Consider the following 15,895-nt stretch of genomic DNA (forward strand, 5'->3'; position numbering starts at 1 on the left):
GCCGTGTCTGGTTCCAGGGCCATCGGGTTGCTTGCCGGATGCGCTAAAGTTGCCCGCGCCCGCCCCCCGGGGCAAGGGAACAATCCGCAATAGCCTCCTGCAGGATATGCAATATGCTCCGTGATGAAGTGCCCAGCGTCCCGCGTATCGACCTGAACCTGCTGCGGGTATTCGATGCCGTCTATGAAGACCGCAGCATCCTCCTGGCCAGCAAGCGTCTGCACCTGAGCCAGTCGGCGGTCAGCCATGCCCTGACCCGGTTGCGCGAGTCCTTGCAGGACGAACTGTTCATCCGGACCGCCAGGGGCATGCAGCCTTCGGCCCGGGCCGAGGCGATTGCCGGCCCTTTGCGCGAGGCGCTATTGACCATCCAGCGGACGGTGGGCGTGGAAGCCTTCGACCCCTCCACGGCGACGCGCACTTTCACCCTGGCGGCCAATGACTACCTGAGTGCAGTGCTGCTGGTGCCCCTGCTCCGACGTTTGGCGCAACAGGCGCCGGGCGTGGAACTGGTGTTGCGGCCCTCGACCCGGCTGGACCTGGCCGAGCAGATCGATGTCGGACGTATCGACCTGGCCCTCGGGCTGTTTGCCGAGCTGCCGCAGCGCATACACAGCACCTGCCTCTGGCAGCAGCAGGATGTAATGCTGATGTGCCCGGGACACCCCATGCTCGAGCTGCCCGCGGTAACCCTGGAGGCATTGGCGGATTACCCGCTGGTTACCCTGTCGGTGGGCGGCCAGGAGGAAGGCGCGGTCAATGGCTACATCCTCGAACGTGGCATTGCCCGGCAGTCGGAGATGTTTGATCGCCAGCGCCTGGAGCAGGCGCTGGCGGCGATTGGCCGGCGGCCTGATTACAAGGTCACCCTGCCCCATTCCCTGGTCTTGCCGCAGCTGCTGGAGCAGTCGCAGTGGGTGGCGATTGTGCCGGCGCCGTTGGCTCGGGCCTTCGAGCAACGTTTTGCCTTGTCGCAGCGGGCGCTGCCCCTGGCCGTCGAGCCGTCACCGTTGCTGGCGATCTGGCATGGGCGCAACAGCGCCGATCCGGCCCACCTCTGGTTACGCCAGCAATTGCTGGAAGTGGCTGCGACCTTGGCCGAGCAGCCTTGAGCCTCAGCCCCGGGCAGGCCTATCGACGAAGTTCACATGCTCGCGCAGATGCAGGTTCAGTTGCAGCTCATCGGCGATGCCGGCAGCTACCCGCGCCAGTCGCTGCACCGACTCATCCTGCTTCGGCGGGAGGCTGCCGGCGGGTTGGCGGAAATGGTCCAGGGTCAGCCCGGGCACACTGCGTGGAGTATTCACCAGGGTCCAGCGCAAGCTGCTGCCTTGTAGCGCATCGAGGATGGCTTCGGCGGCCTGGCGCTGTGGGCGGTCTTCCATTTCCGGGTTGTCCAGCACCTCGAAATTTCCCAGCAGAAACAGGCGCCGGACGCCCGCAGCCTGCATGCCGGCGATCAGCGCTTCGACCGCGCGGAGTTGCTCCCGAGGTTCGAGCGGCAGGTTTTCCTGCTGTTCGAGGCCCATGGGCAGCCCCGGGGCATCCAGCAGGCAGGCCACCACGTCGCCTCCGGCGACGCTTTGCCTGACCCGCGCGGCATCGAACAGGTCACCGCATTTGGTGCGCAAGCCGGGAAGGGGGGCGAGGGCCGTCAGGTCGTCGAGGATAGCGATGACTTCATGCTGGCGCCGCAGGAATTCCGCCATCAGCGCGCTGCCCAGGCCGCTCATGGCACCATAGAGCACCAGCTTGACCACCGGGGTTTCGGCATTTTTCATGGCGCGGCTCATTTCTTTACGCGGGTGATATTTTGACCCGTAGGCAGTCGCCAGGGTTCGACTTCAGTCACGAGGTTTCCATGCAACGCATCAAGGGCTATCACGCCCACGTCTATTTCGACGCCAGCACCATCGACCAGGCGCGGGCCCTGTGTGAACAGGCGGCGCAATTGTTTCCGTTGAAGATGGGGCGGGTGCATGAGCGGCCGGTCGGCCCGCATCCGGACTGGAGCTGCCAGCTGGCGTTCGAACCGCAGTACCTGGGGGAGGTGCTGCCGTGGCTGGCGCTCAATCGCAACGGGCTGGTGGTGTTCCTGCACCCGGACACCGGCGACGATCTGAAGGATCACACCGATCACGCGGTGTGGATGGGGGCGATCAGGCCGCTGGATCTGTCGATTTTCTGAGATTTTTCGCGAGCACGCTCGCTTCTACAAGGTCAGGCGCTTTTGGTAGGCGCGAGCTTGCTCGCGATGGCATCCTCTAAAACGCCATCACCCTCCGATCAATACAACACGCCATCGAGAATCTCGTAGACGATCCCGCTGCCTACCGCGATCAGCACGATATCGGCGCCCATGCGCCGCCATTCGTAACCCGGGTAGTACGGCAGGTGCGCCAGGGCGCGGTTGTCCAGGCGTTCGCCGTAGTAGCCGCGGGGCAGCGGCTGGCCGCGCACCAGATGGATACCGTGGGGCGGCGGCGCGCCGCGTACGAAGTAGGCGTGATTGTCGCGAATGGTCTCGCGCACCGGGCCGAAATCCCGGGGCGGACCGCCGCGACGATCGGCCTGCGGGCCACGATGTTCATCGCCCCGATTGTCCGCGCGATTGTCTCCTCGATTGTCGTAGCGACCCTGTTGCGGGCCTCCGCGATCATGGTCGTCACGTGGGTCCGCGACCGCGTGCAGCAGCGGGCTGGCGCTGAGCATCAGCACGCCGAGACCGGCAATCAGGCGTTTGGGCATTTTCATCGGGTCTTCCTCAGAACACGAACAACAAAAAGGGGTTCAGCACCTGGTCCCGAACCCCTTGGTCTTGCTGGTTTAGTCTGTGGATCCCGAGGCTAATTCCTCTGTATCAGGAACTTTACCCTCAGCTGACACGGGCTTGACGCACCCCTTCGGCGAGGGAGGCACACAGGCTCAATACACCGTCAACGGCCTGCTCGGAGCTGGCGGCATTGGCGATCTGGTCGATCAGCGCCGAACCCACCACCACACCGTCGGCCAGGCGGGCGATGGCCGCGGCCTGCTCCGGGGTGCGGATGCCGAAGCCGATGCTGATCGGCAGGTCGGTGTGGCGACGCAAGCGGGTCACCGCCTCTTCCACATGCTCCAGGGTGGCGGAACCGGCACCGGTCACACCGGCCACGGAGACGTAGTAGACGAAGCCCGAGCTGCCGTTCAGCACCTTCGGCAGGCGCACGTCGTCGGTGGTCGGCGTGGTCAGGCGGATGAAGTCGATACCGGCGGCCTGGGACGGGTCGCACAGCTCGGCGTTATGCTCGGGCGGCATGTCGACCACGATCAGGCCGTCGACGCCGGCTTCCTTGGCTTCAGCGATAAAGCGCGGCACGCCGTAATGGTGGATCGGGTTGAAGTACCCCATCAGCACCAGCGGCGTGTCGTTGTTGCCGGCGCGGAATTCGCGAACCATTTGCAGGGTTTTCGCCAGGTTCTGCTTGGCTCCCAGGGCGCGGATGTTGGCCAGCTGGATCGCCGGGCCGTCGGCCATCGGGTCGGTGAAGGGCATGCCCAGCTCGATCACGTCGGCGCCGGCTGCCGGCAAGCCCTTGAGGATCGCCAGGGAGGCGTCGTAGCCCGGGTCGCCGGCGGTGACGAAGGTCACCAGGGCGGCGCGGTTCTGTTGCTTAAGCTCGGCAAAGCGCGTTTGCAGGCGGCTCATCAGTGTTTCTCCTGCTGGGAGTGCTCTTGTTGAGAGTGTTCCATGTGGTGCATCACGGTTTGCATGTCTTTGTCGCCGCGGCCCGAGAGGTTGACCACCATCAGGTGATCCTTGGGCAGGTTCGGCGCGCGCTTGAACACTTCGGCCAGGGCGTGGGCGCTTTCCAGGGCCGGGATAATGCCTTCCAGGCGGCAGCACTGGTGGAAGGCGGCCAGGGCTTCGTCGTCGGTCACCGAGGTGTATTCGACGCGGCCGATATCGTGCAACCAGGCGTGTTCAGGGCCGATGCCCGGGTAGTCGAGGCCGGCGGAAATCGAGTGGGCGTCGATGATCTGGCCATCCTCGTCCTGTAGCAGGAAGGTGCGGTTGCCGTGCAACACGCCCGGCAGGCCGCCGTTCAGGCTGGCCGCATGCTTGCCGGTCTCGATGCCGTAGCCGGCGGCTTCGACGCCGATGATCTGCACGCTCTTGTCGTCGAGGAACGGATGGAACAGGCCCATGGCGTTGGAACCGCCGCCGATGCATGCCACCAGGCTGTCCGGCAGGCGGCCTTCCTGGGCTTGCAGCTGTTCGCGGGTTTCCTTGCCGATCACCGCCTGGAAGTCGCGGACCATCGCTGGATAAGGGTGCGGACCGGCCACGGTGCCGATCAGGTAGAAGGTACTGTCGACGTTGGTCACCCAGTCACGCAGGGCTTCGTTCATCGCGTCCTTCAGGGTGCCGGTGCCGGCGACTACCGGGATCACCTCGGCGCCCAGCAGCTTCATGCGGAACACGTTGGCCTGCTGGCGCTCGATATCGGTGGTGCCCATGTAGATCACGCACTGCAGGCCGAAACGCGCGGCCACTGTAGCGGTGGCCACGCCGTGCATGCCGGCGCCGGTCTCGGCGATGATGCGTTTCTTGCCCATGCGCCGCGCCAGGAGGATCTGGCCGATGCAGTTGTTGATCTTGTGCGCGCCGGTGTGGTTCAGCTCTTCGCGCTTGAGGTAGATCTTGGCGCCGCCGCAGTGCTCGGTCAGGCGCTCGGCGAAATACAGCGGGCTTGGACGGCCGACGTAGTCGCGCTGGAAATAGGCCAGTTCCTTGAGGAACTCCGGATCTTGCTTGGCCGCTTCGTATTCGCGGGCCAGGTCGAGGATCAGCGGCATCAGGGTTTCGGCGACGTAACGGCCGCCGAACGCGCCGAACAGGCCGTTGGCATCAGGACCGTTGCGCAGGTTGGTCTGGGTCATGGGGGGCGCTCCCGGTGATTCGTCAAAAGGGTGAATGCATGGAAAGACAATGGCGTTCACTCTACCCCTGACATCCCAGGCTGAAAACCGATAAGATCGCCACAACCTGTCAGGAAAACTCACATATTCCATGAGCCACGACCTGCCCCCGCTGAACGCCCTCCGGGCCTTCGAAGCCACCGCCCGCCTGAACAGTGTCAGTCAGGCGGCCGAACAGTTGCACGTCACCCATGGCGCGGTCAGCCGCCAGTTGAAGGTGCTTGAAGAGCATCTTGGGGTGAGCCTGTTCGTCAAGGAAGGACGCGGCCTGAAACTCACAGATGCCGGCGTGCGCCTGCGCGATGCCAGCAGCGATGCCTTCGAGCGCCTGCGCACGGTCTGCGCCGAGCTGAGCCAGAGCACCGCCGATGCGCCCTTCGTGCTCGGCTGTTCCGGCAGCCTGTTGGCGCGCTGGTTCATTCCGCGTCTGGGACGGCTGAATGCCGACCTGCCGGACTTGCGCCTGCACCTGTCGGCCGGCGAAGGCGATCTCGACCCGCGCCGGCCAGGGCTGGATGCCTTGCTGGTATTCGCCGAGCCGCCGTGGCCGGCGGACATGCAGGTCTTTGAGCTGGCCAGCGAGCGCATCGGCCCGGTGCTCAGCCCGCGTTACGGCCATTACGAGCAACTGCGCGAGGCGCCGGCCAGCGCGCTGCTGGGCGAAGTGTTGCTGCAGACTACCTCGCGCCCGCAGGCCTGGCCCAGTTGGGCGCGGCAGAACGGCATCGACGCCGGGGCGTTGAAGTTCGGGCAGGGTTTCGAGCATTTGTATTATTTGCTGGAGGCCGCCGTGGCCGGGTTGGGCGTGGCGATCGCGCCGCAGCCGCTGGTGGCCGAGGACCTGCGTGCCGGGCGCCTGGTTGCCCCATGGGGTTTCTGTGAAACCCCGGGGCAACTGGCGTTGTGGCTACCCAAGCGCGCCGCGGACGGACGCGCCCGGCAACTGGCGCAGTGGCTCAGCAACGAGCTGCGCCAGGCTCCTTAATTGCCGCGTTTGCACAGCAGGTAAGCAGCCAGCAGGCCCAGCGCGCCTACGGCGACGCCGGCAGTGGTCCAGGGGTGCTGCTGGGCGTAGTCGCGGGTGGCGATCCCGGTTTCACGGGTTTTCACTTTGACTTCTTCATAGGCATCGCTGAGCAGGCTGCGCGAATGTCTCAGCGCGTTCTCGGCATTGCTTTTCAGCGTCTTGAGGGTTTTGCGCGACTCGTCCGAAGCGTCGTCCTTGAGGCTTTCCAGGGACTTGAGCAGGCTTTCGATCTCGGCTTCCATGCTTTCCAATGAGGCTTTGCGTAACGACGTGTTGGCCATGATGGCTCTCCTGCATTGTTGATTGAATGGGTCTGTAGGGTCCGACTGCGCGGCCTGGCGAAAGTGCATTAAATCTGCATGTCGATGGGCCGTGGCTTATTCCAGTGTTGCTGGTAATCGCTGCTAGGCTTTGATCTACCTCATAAGGAGAGAGCGCCATGTCTGATCATCACACCTACAAGAAAGTCGAACTGGTCGGTTCGTCCCCTAGCAGTATCGAAGATGCCATCAACAATGCACTGGCCGAAGCCAGCAAAAGCATCAAGCACCTGGAGTGGTTCGAGGTCACGGAAACCCGCGGGCACATCCTTGATGGCAAGGCCGCGCATTTCCAGGTCACGCTCAAGGTCGGTTTCCGCATTGCCAACAGCTGAACCTGGGCTAGGCTGTTGAACTTGGGCGCTGGCCGATTGCCATAGGGAATGGCAAAGCGCTATATCTGCCTCGATGCCGAGCAGGCCGGGGCTTGACGCTTATTTTTGATTCGACCAGGGAATGTGACCGATGAAAAAACGGGTAATGGCTTTAGCGTTGTTGAGTGTCGCGGGAACAGCCCTTGCTGCCGGCAAATCATGCGAAGAGCTGAAAAGCGAAATCGCCGCGAAGATCGACGCCAAAGGCGTGTCGGGTTATTCGCTGGAAATTGTCGACAAAGGCAGCGCGACTGACGGCAAAGTGGTCGGTACCTGCGAAGGCGGTACCAAGGTAATCGTCTACAAGCGTGGCTGAGCCCTTGTAGAAATGAACAAAGCCGACGCGATGCGTCGGCTTTTTTATGCCCGGCGATTACCCAGGCCAGGCGGGCCCCTGTAGCCGCTGCCGCAGGCTGCGATCGCGACCGAAGGGCGCGCAAGGCCTCAGGATCACAGAGTCCTTTGGCCCGATTGCACTCAACCCTTCATGACCTGCGCCAGCAATTCATAGGAATGCAGGCGGTCGGCGTGCTCGTACAGGTCGCAGGTGAAGATCAATTCATCGGCGCCGGTCTGTTCGATCAGCACTTCGAGCTTGGCGCGGATCTTCGCCGGGCTGCCGATCATGGCCAGGCCGAGGAAGCTGCCCACGGCTTCTTTTTCATGGGGCAGCCACAGGCCGTCCATGCTCCTCACCGGTTTGCGCTGCACCAGGCTCTGGCCGCGCATCAGCGCGAGGATCCGCTGGTACACCGAGGTTGCAAGATAATCGGCCTGTTCGTCGGTATCGGCCGCCACCAGGGGCACGCCGAGCATCACGTAAGGCTGGTCGAGCACGGCCGAGGGCTTGAAGTGATTGCGGTATACGCGAATCGCCTCGTGCATGTAGCGCGGCGCGAAATGCGAGGCGAAGGCGTAAGGCAAGCCGCGCTCACCGGCCAGTTGCGCACTGAACAGGCTGGAACCCAGCAGCCACACCGGCACCTGGGTACCGGTCCCTGGTACCGCGATCACCCGTTGCTCCGGGGTGCGTGGGCCGAGGTAGGCCATCAACTCGGCCACATCTTCAGGGAAGTCGTCGGCGCTGCCGGAACGTTCGCGGCGCAGGGCGCGGGCGGTCATCTGGTCCGACCCCGGCGCGCGGCCCAGGCCCAGGTCGATGCGCCCCGGATACAGGCTTTCCAGGGTACCGAACTGCTCGGCGATCACCAGCGGTGCATGGTTGGGCAGCATCACGCCACCGGAACCGACACGAATGCTCGAGGTGCCACTGGCCAGGTAACCCAGCAGCACCGAGGTCGCGGAACTGGCGATACCGTCCATGTTGTGGTGCTCGGCGACCCAGAAGCGGGTGTAGCCGAACTTCTCTGCATGGCGGGCCAGGTCCAGCGAATTGCGCAGCGACTGCGCCGGGCTGCCGTCCTCGCGCACGGGGACCAGGTCGAGGGTGGAAAACTTGACGTCGGACAGTGGTTTCATAAGCCTGCTTCTCCAATGGTGTGCAGGCCTTTGTCATGAGCCAAAACCTGCCGAATGCTGAAAGCCTGTTTCATGCAATGTGGGCATATACCCGAGATTCAATAGCCAAGGTGGATTTGCTGTCCGGATAAACGGTGGATTCAGGCAGGATGAACTTCGCCGGGCCTTCTATCCTCTAGAACCCTGAGTAGCAGAAAACCACAAGGGCGCGGTCTTTCGCGCCCGTTCTCGAGGAGACAGACATGAGCATCACCAAGAAAGCATCGGCTCACTGGGAAGGCGACCTGAAAACCGGGATTGGCTCGATTTCCACTGAAACCGGGGTACTGCGCGATGCACCTTACGGCTTCAAGGCGCGTTTCGAAGGCGGCAAGGGCACCAATCCGGAAGAACTGATCGGCGCCGCGCACGCGGGGTGTTTTTCCATGGCCTTCTCAATGATTCTCGGCGAGGCCGGGCTCAAGGCCGACAGCATCGACACCAACGCCGAAGTGACGCTGGACCAGGTCGATGGCGGTTTTGCGATCACCGCGGTGCACCTGATCCTCAAGGCGAAGATTCCCGGCGCCAGCCAGCAGCAGTTCGATGAACTGAGCAAGAAGGCCAAGGAAGGTTGCCCGGTGTCCAAGGTGCTGAACGCCAGGATCAGCCTGGATGCGACGCTAGTCAGCTGAGGGGGGGTTAACCTGTTACATCGTTTCGCGAGCAAGCTCGCTCCTACAGTACCTGCGCCGTTCACCGTTGAGCGATACACCTTTGAACCTGTAGGCGCGATCTGGCTCGCGAGTTCATTCTTGCCGAAATCCCCGCACCGGATAGGCGCGGTGTCAGAACTCGCTTGGTGAAAATGTGGTCGAATGCACGACTGCAGGCTCAGCCCATGACCTTGGGCGCTGCATCAAGGGAGCTCCACTCATGAAACGTTTTGCCCTGGCAGTTGTTTGTTGCGCGCTGGCCACCTCGGCCCTGGCGGCTCCAAAGGATTGCGAAGAACTCAAGAAAGAGATTGAAATCAAGATCCAGGCCAACGCCGTGCCTTCCTACACCCTGGAGATTGTCAGCAAGGAGGAAGCCGAAAAGCATGACGTGGCCATGGTGGTCGGTACCTGCGAAAACGGCACCAAGGCGATCATCTATCAGCGAAACGACAGCTGATCGTTCAGATCACGCAGTTGACCCTATGGTCTTCGGCCAGCAGCTCACGCTTGGCGTTGTACAGCCGGGCACTGGGAGAGTAACCCAGCGAGCGGGCTTCCAGCAGGTAACGCTGGCCGGCTTCGAAATGGTCGTAGCGCACGCTCAGGTAGCACAGGCGCTCGGCCGGATCGTTCATCATGCCGAGGCGCCCGCTGAACACCTCGAAATCGAAACGCACCATCAACTCGTGGCTGCCCGGGGTGACCTGGAAATAGCGGCCGTCGGTCAGGCGCTGGTTGTCCAGGCGCTCGGCCATCAGCAGCTTGCCGCCCGGCGTCGGGGTGGCGAAATCGATCCAGGCCTGTTGCGGGTCCACCGCCGGCAGAGGGCTGGAGCAGGCAACGAGGCCGGTCAGGGCAAGTAGCAGCAAGGGTTGGCGCATGAGGTCGGGCCGTCCGGGGAAAGGCCTCAAGCATAGCGCCGATCAGGTGCGCTGGCAGCCCGCCGGTTGGCCGGTACCCACCAGGTTGCGCTGCTGGTCATAGAGCTTGGCCCAGGGCCGGAAGCCGATATTGCCGGTCTGCAACTGGTAGCGCTGGCCGGCGTTGAAGTCCTTGTACTTCAGGTTCAGCTGGCAGTCGCGCCACAGGGGGTTGCTGTCCGGGCCGATATTGGTGGGCTCCACGGCAAACTGGTAGCGCACCTTCAGCTCATGGTTGCCGGGCCGGACCTCGAAATATCGACGGTCCACCCAAGCCTTTTCGTCGACCTCCAGCGCCTGCAGCGTGCTGTCCTGGTGGGTGTCGAGGTCGATCCAGGCTTGCGTCGGATCGGGGGCAGGCAATCCGGCACAGCCGCTCAAGGTCAACAGTCCGGTGGTCAGCAGCAACACGCGCATAGCGAAACTCCAGGCAGGCGAGATAGTCTTGGGGGCAGACTCTCGAAGGATGATTCGATTTGATTAGGCCGCGTTCAAGCCATGGGTTACTTGATCATCTTTTGCGCTTTTTGTTTCCGGGCTTGCTGCTTTTGTTACTCAACGGTTGTTCCGGCGTGGGTTACTACGGCCAGCTGGCCAGTGGCCAATGGCGTCTGCTGCAGGCCCGCACGCCGGTCGAGCAGATCATCGCCGACCCGGCTCGCGACCCGTTATTGCGCGCCCATCTGGCCCAGTCGCAGAAGGCCCGGCGCTTCGCCAGCCAGCACCTGCACCTGCCGGACAATCAGAGCTACCGCCTCTACGCCGACATTGGCCGGCCCTACGTGGTGTGGAATGTCTTCAGCACCCCTGAGTTTTCCCTGAGCCCCAAGACCCACTGCTTCCCGATTGCCGGCTGCGTGGCCTATCGCGGCTACTACAGCCAGGGCGCGGCCCGGGGCGAGGCGGCCTTGCAGAAACAGCGGGGCATGGATGTGGCCATCGGTGGGGTGGAGGCCTATTCGACCCTGGGTTGGTTCAACGACCCGATCCTCAGTTCGATGCTGCATTGGGGCGACGAGCGCCTGGCGACCCTGATCTTCCACGAACTGGCCCATCAGCGCTTCTATGTGAAGGACGACACCGAGTTCAACGAGTCCTTCGCCACCTTCGTCGAGCAGGAAGGCACCCGGCAATGGCGCGCGGCCCGGGGCCTGGCGCCGGCCAACGATGCCCAGGTCAAGCAGAAGGACCAGTTCATCCAACTGATCCTCGATACCCGCCAGCGCCTGGAACGCTTGTATGCCCTGCCGTTGCCAGCCGAGCAGATGCGCCAGCGCAAGGCCGCCGAATTCGAACGGTTGCGCCGGGATTACCGCCAGCTGAAGGACCGCCAATGGCACGGGGACTCGCGCTACGACGTCTGGATCAACACCCCGTTGAACAATGCCAGGCTGCTGCCTTTCGGCCTGTACGACCAGTGGGTGCCGGCATTTGCCGCCTTGTTCAAACAGGTGAACGGCGATTGGCCGGCGTTTTACCAGGCCGTGGAAAAGCTTGGTGGGTTGCCGGTCGAGGAGCGCAAGGTGGCGTTGAAGGTCTTGATGGACGGTGTTTGAAAGGACGCTATCGCGAGCAATCGAGCGTCGACCGGCCTCTCCTACAGAAGCACGCATTCCTGCGTAGGAACGAGGCTTGCCCGCGATAGCTATAGGCCTAGCGCTGCAAGAACGCCTGGTGCAGCTCGTCCAGGGTCTGGAAGTGATAGGCCGGCGCCTCGGCGCTCAGTTCTTCGTGGCTGCCGAAGCCATAACCCACCGCTGCCGCATCCAGCCCGTTACGACGGGCGCCGATCAGGTCGTGCTTGCGGTCGCCGATCATCAGGGTATCGCTCGGGTCCAGGCCTTCCTCGCTGACCAGGTGGCGAATCAGCTCGACCTTGTCGGTGCGGGTGCCGTCCAGTTCGCTGCCGTAGATCACCTTGAAGTGCCGGGCGAAATCGAAGTGCCGGGCGATCTCGCGGGCGAACACCCACGGCTTGGATGTCGCGATGTACAGCTGGCGGCCCTGCCCTCCGAGGGTTTCCAGCAGGGGCGTGACGCCGTCGAACACGCGGTTCTCATACAGGCCGGTGACCTTGAAACGCTCGCGGTAGAAATTCACCGCCTCCCAGGCCCTGGCTTCGTCGAACCCGTAGAACTGCATGAACGCCTGCAACAGCGGCGGGCCGATGAAGTGTTCCAGCTTGCGCAGGTCGGGTTCGTCGATGCCCAGCTTGCCGAGGGCGAACTGGATCGAGCGGGTGATGCCTTCGCGCGGATCGGTCAGGGTGCCATCGAGGTCGAACAGAACGGTTTGGTAATGCATGGGGACTCCTGGGCAGTGGGGCGGGGGCTCAAGCCTGGTCGTAGCCTTCGGCCAGGTGCAGGTCCTTGAGCTTCACGTAGTTGGCGGCGCTGTAGGTGAAGAAGGCGCGTTCCTTGTCGGTCAGCGGGCGGGCCTGTTTCACCGGGCTGCCGACATAGAGGAAGCCGCTTTCCAGGCGTTTGCCCGGCGGCACCAGGCTACCGGCGCCGACGATCACGTCGTCTTCCACCACCGCGCCGTCCATGACGATGCTGCCCATGCCGATCAGCACCCGGCTGCCGACGCTGCAACCGTGCAGCATCACCTTGTGGGCGATGGTCACGTCGTCGCCGATCAGCAGCGGGAAGCCGTCCGGGTTGAAGGGGCCGGCGTGGGTGATGTGCAGCACGCTGCCGTCCTGCACGCTGGTGCGGGCGCCGATGCGGATGCGATGCATGTCGCCGCGGATCACCGTGAGTGGCCAGACCGAGCTGTCGGCGCCGATTTCGACGTCACCGATCACTACCGCCGAGCTGTCGACGAAGGCCCGCGGGCCAAGGATGGGCGTGTGATTCTGATAGCTGCGAATGGCCAAGTTGGATACCTGCTCTGACATTTATTAATGGGGTCGATAGCTGCGGTGGGCGTCGATTGTAATTAAGATGGGGCCACGTTTCTTCCAGCCAAGGTGCCCACCGTGAGTGTGAACAACCCTCTTCTGCAGCCCTACGACCTGCCGCCGTTTTCGGCGATCCGCGCCGAGCACGTGCAGCCGGCCATCAAACAGATCCTGGCTGACAACCGTGCCGCCATCGCTGAAATCCTCAAGGACCAGGGCTCCCAACCGACCTGGGCCGGCCTGGTTCTGGCCATGGACGAACTCAACGACCGCCTGGGCGCGGCCTGGAGCCCGGTCAGCCACCTCAATGCCGTGTGCAACAGCGCCGAACTGCGCGAAGCCTACGAATCCTGCCTGCCGGACCTGAGCGCCTACGCCACCGAGCTGGGGCAGAACCGTGAGCTGTTCCAGGCTTTCGAAGCCCTGGCGGGCAGCCCGGAAGCCGCCGGTTTCGACGTGGCGCAGAAAACCATCCTGGAACACTCCCTGCGTGACTTCCGCCTGTCGGGTATCGACCTGCCGCCCGAGCAGCAGAAGCGTTACGCCGAAGTACAGAGCAAGCTTTCCGAGCTGGGCAGCCGCTTCTCCAACCAGCTGCTCGACGCCACCCAGGCCTGGACCAAGCACATCACCGACGAAGCGGCCCTGGCCGGCTTGACCGCGTCGGCCAAGGCGCAGATGGCCGCCGCGGCCCAGGCCAAGGATCTGCAAGGCTGGCTGATCACCCTGGAATTCCCCAGCTACTACGCGGTGATGACCTACGCCGAAGACCGCGCGCTGCGCGAAGAAGTCTACGCCGCCTACTGCACCCGCGCCTCGGACCAGGGCCCGAACGCCGGTCAGAACGACAACGGCCCGGTCATGGAAGAAATCCTCGACCTGCGCCAGGAGCTGGCCCAACTGCTGGGCTACGCCAACTTCGCCGAGCTGAGCCTGGCCACCAAGATGGCCGAGTCCAGCGACCAGGTGTTGAGTTTCCTGCGTGACCTGGCCAAGCGCAGCAAGCCGTTCGCCACCCAGGACCTGCAACAGCTCAAGGCCTATGCCGCCGAACAGGGCTGCCCGGACCTGCAAAGCTGGGACAGCGGTTTCTACGGCGAGAAGCTGCGCGAGCAGCGCTACAGCGTGGCCCAGGAAACCCTGCGCGCCTACTTCCCGATCGACAAGGTGCTGGGCGGCCTGTTCGCCATCGTCCAGCGGCTGTACGGCATCGAGATCGCCGAACTGAAAGGCTTCGACACCTGGCACCCGGACGTGCGCCTGTTCGAGATCAAGGAGAACGGCCAGCACGTGGGCCGCTTCTTCTTCGACCTGTATGCCCGCGCCAACAAGCGTGGCGGTGCCTGGATGGACGGCGCCCGCGATCGTCGCCGCACTGTCGAAGGCGTGCTGCAGAGCCCGGTGGCCAACCTGGTGTGCAACTTCACCCCGGCCGACAGCGGCAAGCCTGCCCTGCTGACCCACGATGAAGTCACCACCCTGTTCCACGAATTCGGCCATGGCCTGCACCACCTGCTGACTCGCGTCGAGTACTCCGGCGTTTCCGGTATCAACGGCGTGGCCTGGGATGCGGTGGAGCTGCCGAGCCAGTTCATGGAGAACTGGTGCTGGGAGCCGGAAGGCCTGGCGCTGATCTCCGGTCACTATGAAACCGGCGAGCCGCTGCCCCAGGACCTGCTGGAAAAAATGCTCGCGGCGAAGAACTTCCAATCCGGCCTGATGATGGTGCGCCAGCTGGAGTTCTCGCTGTTCGACTTCGAACTGCATGCCACCCATGGCGACGGCCGTGCCGTGCTGCAAGTGCTCGAAGGCGTGCGCGACGAGGTCTCGGTGATGCGTCCACCGGCCTACAACCGCTTCCCCAACAGCTTCGCCCATATCTTCGCCGGTGGTTACGCGGCGGGTTACTACAGCTACAAGTGGGCCGAAGTGCTGTCGGCCGATGCCTTCTCGAAGTTCGAGGAAGAAGGTGTGCTGAATGCCGAGACCGGTCGCGCGTTCCGCGAAGCGATCCTGGCCCGCGGCGGCTCCCAGGAGCCGATGGTGCTGTTCGTCGACTTCCGCGGACGCGCGCCGTCGATTGACGCACTCTTGCGCCACAGCGGCCTGACCGAGGACGCAGCGGCATGAGCGAGGGGCCAGTGAAGACGAAAAAACGCTTTATCGCCGGGGCGGTCTGCCCGGCGTGCAGCGAGCAGGACAAGTTGATGATGTGGAGCGAAGACGACGTTCCCCATCGCGAGTGCGTGGCCTGCGGGTATTCCGACACCCTGAATGAACAGGGCCTGTCGGTGCCCAGGGAGCTGGGTACGCGGGTCAACACCACGGCCCTCAAGGTGCCGGATGCCAAGGTCCAGTCGGTGCAGTTTTTCCCCAACCCCAAGTTGAAGAAAAAGACCGACGAGCCCAAGTAACTGCAAATCCCCTGTAGGAGCGCAGCTTGCCCGCGATAGCGGTGTATCAGATACACCGCGGTGCTTTGATCGCCAGCAAGCTTGGCTCCTACCGGGATGCGGTCGAAGCGTAATTCTGCAGCCCCACGCAGCCGGTCAATTGGCCGGCTTGCTGACGCTCACCGTCTCGAACCAACTCTTTACCGAACAGGTGGCGAACACGCTGGTGCTGCAATCGCCATTGGCCAGGGCGGTGCGCAACTTGTCGACATCGGCCTGCATCATGTAGCGAATGCCGTCCTTGAAGTGGGAACTGTCACCAAACCCGCCTCCGGTCATTTCATTCAGCGCCTCCTCCTTGCTCCAACCCTGAACCACCACTCGATACATCGCCGACATCAGGCCGGTGCGGTCCGAGCCGTGCTTGCAGTGCATCAGCACCGGGCCGTCGCTTTCGGCGCTCTGGATCGCGCGCAAGGCCGCCAGCACGTCGGCGTCGTCCACGTGATTGGTCCGGTAAGGCAATTGCACCTGCTTGATTGCCGGGGCTTGCAGCCAACTGGCGTCGGACTCCGGCAGGAAGTTGATCACCGTGCCCACCTTGAGTTTTTCCAGCAAAGGCACGGCGCCGCGGTCTGGCAAGGCGCTGCGGTAGAGCGTCGGTGACATCTGGAACAGGTTGTAGTGGGCTTCCACGGGTTGGGCCCACTGGGCCGGGCGGGTCGCGCCCGTCTCGGCGGCCTGCGCCTGGGGCCAGGCAAGCAGCGTCAGGAGAGATAGGCAGAGGGTGGGAAGGATACGAAAATTGTGCATGCAGAAG

Annotated in this window: 21 protein-coding genes; 10 read left to right on the forward strand and 11 right to left on the reverse strand. The window is 63.5% G+C overall.

Annotated features, from left to right (window positions below; translation table 11 throughout):
• Window positions 1-113: 113 nt before the first annotated feature.
• Window positions 114-1,112 (forward strand): LysR family transcriptional regulator, encoded by a 999-nt coding sequence (locus IF690_RS01260; RefSeq protein WP_202698528.1) that lies wholly within the window; start codon window positions 114-116, stop codon window positions 1,110-1,112.
• Window positions 1,113-1,115: 3 nt separating this feature from the next.
• Here the strand turns inward: IF690_RS01260 and IF690_RS01265 are convergent, their stop codons facing one another.
• On the reverse strand, window positions 1,116-1,781 hold the full coding sequence (locus IF690_RS01265) for an NAD(P)-dependent oxidoreductase (RefSeq protein WP_202698529.1): 666 nt from the start codon (window positions 1,779-1,781) through the stop codon (window positions 1,116-1,118).
• 80 nt (window positions 1,782-1,861) lie between these two features.
• On the opposite strand from IF690_RS01265, the gene IF690_RS01270 reads away from it, so the two are divergent.
• Entirely contained in the window at window positions 1,862-2,188 is a 327-nt protein-coding gene (locus IF690_RS01270) for a DOPA 4,5-dioxygenase family protein (RefSeq protein WP_023967662.1), read from the forward strand.
• A gap of 98 nt (window positions 2,189-2,286) precedes the next feature.
• Here IF690_RS01270 and IF690_RS01275 read toward each other — a convergent pair whose 3' ends face one another.
• The 3 genes from IF690_RS01275 to trpB form a co-directional block, all read right to left on the reverse strand.
• A complete protein-coding gene (locus IF690_RS01275) occupies window positions 2,287-2,754 on the reverse strand; it encodes an anti-virulence regulator CigR family protein (RefSeq protein WP_202698530.1) in 468 nt (155 codons plus the stop codon).
• 121 nt (window positions 2,755-2,875) lie between these two features.
• Window positions 2,876-3,688: a tryptophan synthase subunit alpha gene (gene trpA, locus IF690_RS01280; RefSeq protein WP_096375885.1), complete on the reverse strand. Its 813-nt coding sequence runs from the start codon at window positions 3,686-3,688 to the stop codon at window positions 2,876-2,878.
• On the reverse strand, window positions 3,688-4,923 hold the full coding sequence (gene trpB, locus IF690_RS01285) for a tryptophan synthase subunit beta (protein ID WP_202698531.1): 1,236 nt from the start codon (window positions 4,921-4,923) through the stop codon (window positions 3,688-3,690). The genes trpA and trpB overlap by 1 nt, the downstream gene beginning before the upstream one ends.
• Window positions 4,924-5,053: 130 nt before the next feature.
• Between trpB and IF690_RS01290 the strand changes: the two genes are divergently transcribed.
• Window positions 5,054-5,947: a LysR family transcriptional regulator gene (locus IF690_RS01290; protein WP_202698532.1), complete on the forward strand. Its 894-nt coding sequence runs from the start codon at window positions 5,054-5,056 to the stop codon at window positions 5,945-5,947.
• Here the strand turns inward: IF690_RS01290 and IF690_RS01295 are convergent.
• Complete coding sequence (locus IF690_RS01295) at window positions 5,944-6,270, reverse strand: ElaB/YgaM/YqjD family protein (RefSeq protein WP_202698533.1); 327 nt, start codon at window positions 6,268-6,270, stop codon at window positions 5,944-5,946. The genes IF690_RS01290 and IF690_RS01295 overlap by 4 nt on opposite strands.
• 158 nt (window positions 6,271-6,428) lie before the next feature.
• Between IF690_RS01295 and IF690_RS01300 the strand changes: the two genes are divergently transcribed.
• Window positions 6,429-6,644 carry a dodecin gene (locus tag IF690_RS01300; protein ID WP_009046244.1) on the forward strand — a complete coding sequence of 72 codons (216 nt, stop codon included), beginning with the start codon at window positions 6,429-6,431 and terminating at the stop codon, window positions 6,642-6,644.
• A gap of 130 nt (window positions 6,645-6,774) precedes the next feature.
• Entirely contained in the window at window positions 6,775-6,999 is a 225-nt protein-coding gene (locus IF690_RS01305) for a DUF1161 domain-containing protein (protein ID WP_202698534.1), read from the forward strand.
• Between the two features lie 161 nt (window positions 7,000-7,160).
• On the opposite strand, the gene IF690_RS01310 is transcribed toward IF690_RS01305, so the two are convergent.
• Entirely contained in the window at window positions 7,161-8,162 is a 1,002-nt protein-coding gene (locus tag IF690_RS01310) for an LLM class flavin-dependent oxidoreductase (protein ID WP_202698535.1), read from the reverse strand.
• Window positions 8,163-8,404: 242 nt separating this feature from the next.
• Between IF690_RS01310 and IF690_RS01315 the strand changes: the two genes are divergently transcribed.
• Window positions 8,405-8,836, forward strand: coding sequence for an OsmC family protein (locus IF690_RS01315; protein ID WP_023967654.1), 432 nt, complete (start codon window positions 8,405-8,407; stop codon window positions 8,834-8,836).
• A 241-nt stretch (window positions 8,837-9,077) separates the two neighbouring features.
• The gene (locus IF690_RS01320) at window positions 9,078-9,317 is read left to right on the forward strand and encodes a DUF1161 domain-containing protein (protein WP_009041501.1); all 240 of its coding nucleotides are present in this window, start codon (window positions 9,078-9,080) and stop codon (window positions 9,315-9,317) included.
• Between the two features lie 4 nt (window positions 9,318-9,321).
• Here IF690_RS01320 and IF690_RS01325 read toward each other — a convergent pair whose 3' ends face one another.
• Window positions 9,322-9,741, reverse strand: a complete 420-nt coding sequence (locus IF690_RS01325) for a PA0061/PA0062 family lipoprotein (RefSeq protein WP_202698536.1) — start codon at window positions 9,739-9,741, stop codon at window positions 9,322-9,324.
• A gap of 42 nt (window positions 9,742-9,783) precedes the next feature.
• A complete protein-coding gene (locus tag IF690_RS01330) occupies window positions 9,784-10,197 on the reverse strand; it encodes a PA0061/PA0062 family lipoprotein (RefSeq protein ID WP_202698537.1) in 414 nt (137 codons plus the stop codon).
• 59 nt (window positions 10,198-10,256) lie between these two features.
• On the opposite strand from IF690_RS01330, the gene IF690_RS01335 reads away from it, so the two are divergent.
• A complete protein-coding gene (locus tag IF690_RS01335) occupies window positions 10,257-11,336 on the forward strand; it encodes an aminopeptidase (protein ID WP_202698538.1) in 1,080 nt (359 codons plus the stop codon).
• Window positions 11,337-11,433: 97 nt separating this feature from the next.
• Here the strand turns inward: IF690_RS01335 and IF690_RS01340 are convergent, their stop codons facing one another.
• Both IF690_RS01340 and IF690_RS01345 read right to left on the reverse strand, forming a co-directional pair.
• Entirely contained in the window at window positions 11,434-12,084 is a 651-nt protein-coding gene (locus tag IF690_RS01340) for an HAD family hydrolase (RefSeq protein WP_202698539.1), read from the reverse strand.
• A 28-nt stretch (window positions 12,085-12,112) separates the two neighbouring features.
• Window positions 12,113-12,658 carry a gamma carbonic anhydrase family protein gene (locus IF690_RS01345; RefSeq protein ID WP_025806838.1) on the reverse strand — a complete coding sequence of 182 codons (546 nt, stop codon included), beginning with the start codon at window positions 12,656-12,658 and terminating at the stop codon, window positions 12,113-12,115.
• A 102-nt stretch (window positions 12,659-12,760) separates the two neighbouring features.
• Here IF690_RS01345 and prlC point away from each other — a divergent pair, with 102 nt between their 5' ends.
• Together prlC and IF690_RS01355 are read left to right on the forward strand one after the other, a co-directional pair.
• On the forward strand, window positions 12,761-14,812 hold the full coding sequence (gene prlC, locus IF690_RS01350; protein ID WP_202698540.1) for an oligopeptidase A: 2,052 nt from the start codon (window positions 12,761-12,763) through the stop codon (window positions 14,810-14,812).
• Window positions 14,809-15,096, forward strand: a complete 288-nt coding sequence (locus tag IF690_RS01355) for a YheV family putative zinc ribbon protein (protein WP_023967647.1) — start codon at window positions 14,809-14,811, stop codon at window positions 15,094-15,096. The genes prlC and IF690_RS01355 overlap by 4 nt, the downstream gene beginning before the upstream one ends.
• A gap of 135 nt (window positions 15,097-15,231) precedes the next feature.
• Here IF690_RS01355 and IF690_RS01360 read toward each other — a convergent pair whose 3' ends face one another.
• Entirely contained in the window at window positions 15,232-15,888 is a 657-nt protein-coding gene (locus IF690_RS01360; protein ID WP_202698541.1) for a phosphatase domain-containing protein, read from the reverse strand.
• Window positions 15,889-15,895 lie beyond the last annotated feature (7 nt).

The sequence above is a fragment of the Pseudomonas sp. SK3(2021) genome (assembly GCF_016772375.1).
Taxonomy (GTDB): Bacteria; Pseudomonadota; Gammaproteobacteria; order Pseudomonadales; family Pseudomonadaceae; genus Aquipseudomonas; species Aquipseudomonas chlororaphis_I.

Coding starts and splice junctions, on each gene's coding strand:
- IF690_RS01305 (WP_202698534.1), top strand. CDS start 6,775: ATGAAAAAACGGGTAATGGCTTTAGCGTTGTTGAGTGTCGCGGGAACA.
- IF690_RS01360 (WP_202698541.1), bottom strand. CDS start 15,888: ATGCACAATTTTCGTATCCTTCCCACCCTCTGCCTATCTCTCCTGACG.
- IF690_RS01340 (WP_202698539.1), bottom strand. CDS start 12,084: ATGCATTACCAAACCGTTCTGTTCGACCTCGATGGCACCCTGACCGAT.
- IF690_RS01355 (WP_023967647.1), top strand. CDS start 14,809: ATGAGCGAGGGGCCAGTGAAGACGAAAAAACGCTTTATCGCCGGGGCG.
- trpB (WP_202698531.1), bottom strand. CDS start 4,923: ATGACCCAGACCAACCTGCGCAACGGTCCTGATGCCAACGGCCTGTTC.
- IF690_RS01325 (WP_202698536.1), bottom strand. CDS start 9,741: ATGCGCCAACCCTTGCTGCTACTTGCCCTGACCGGCCTCGTTGCCTGC.
- IF690_RS01290 (WP_202698532.1), top strand. CDS start 5,054: ATGAGCCACGACCTGCCCCCGCTGAACGCCCTCCGGGCCTTCGAAGCC.
- IF690_RS01315 (WP_023967654.1), top strand. CDS start 8,405: ATGAGCATCACCAAGAAAGCATCGGCTCACTGGGAAGGCGACCTGAAA.
- IF690_RS01295 (WP_202698533.1), bottom strand. CDS start 6,270: ATGGCCAACACGTCGTTACGCAAAGCCTCATTGGAAAGCATGGAAGCC.
- IF690_RS01310 (WP_202698535.1), bottom strand. CDS start 8,162: ATGAAACCACTGTCCGACGTCAAGTTTTCCACCCTCGACCTGGTCCCC.
- IF690_RS01270 (WP_023967662.1), top strand. CDS start 1,862: ATGCAACGCATCAAGGGCTATCACGCCCACGTCTATTTCGACGCCAGC.
- IF690_RS01330 (WP_202698537.1), bottom strand. CDS start 10,197: ATGCGCGTGTTGCTGCTGACCACCGGACTGTTGACCTTGAGCGGCTGT.
- IF690_RS01265 (WP_202698529.1), bottom strand. CDS start 1,781: ATGAAAAATGCCGAAACCCCGGTGGTCAAGCTGGTGCTCTATGGTGCC.
- IF690_RS01300 (WP_009046244.1), top strand. CDS start 6,429: ATGTCTGATCATCACACCTACAAGAAAGTCGAACTGGTCGGTTCGTCC.
- IF690_RS01320 (WP_009041501.1), top strand. CDS start 9,078: ATGAAACGTTTTGCCCTGGCAGTTGTTTGTTGCGCGCTGGCCACCTCG.
- trpA (WP_096375885.1), bottom strand. CDS start 3,688: ATGAGCCGCCTGCAAACGCGCTTTGCCGAGCTTAAGCAACAGAACCGC.
- IF690_RS01260 (WP_202698528.1), top strand. CDS start 114: ATGCTCCGTGATGAAGTGCCCAGCGTCCCGCGTATCGACCTGAACCTG.
- IF690_RS01275 (WP_202698530.1), bottom strand. CDS start 2,754: ATGAAAATGCCCAAACGCCTGATTGCCGGTCTCGGCGTGCTGATGCTC.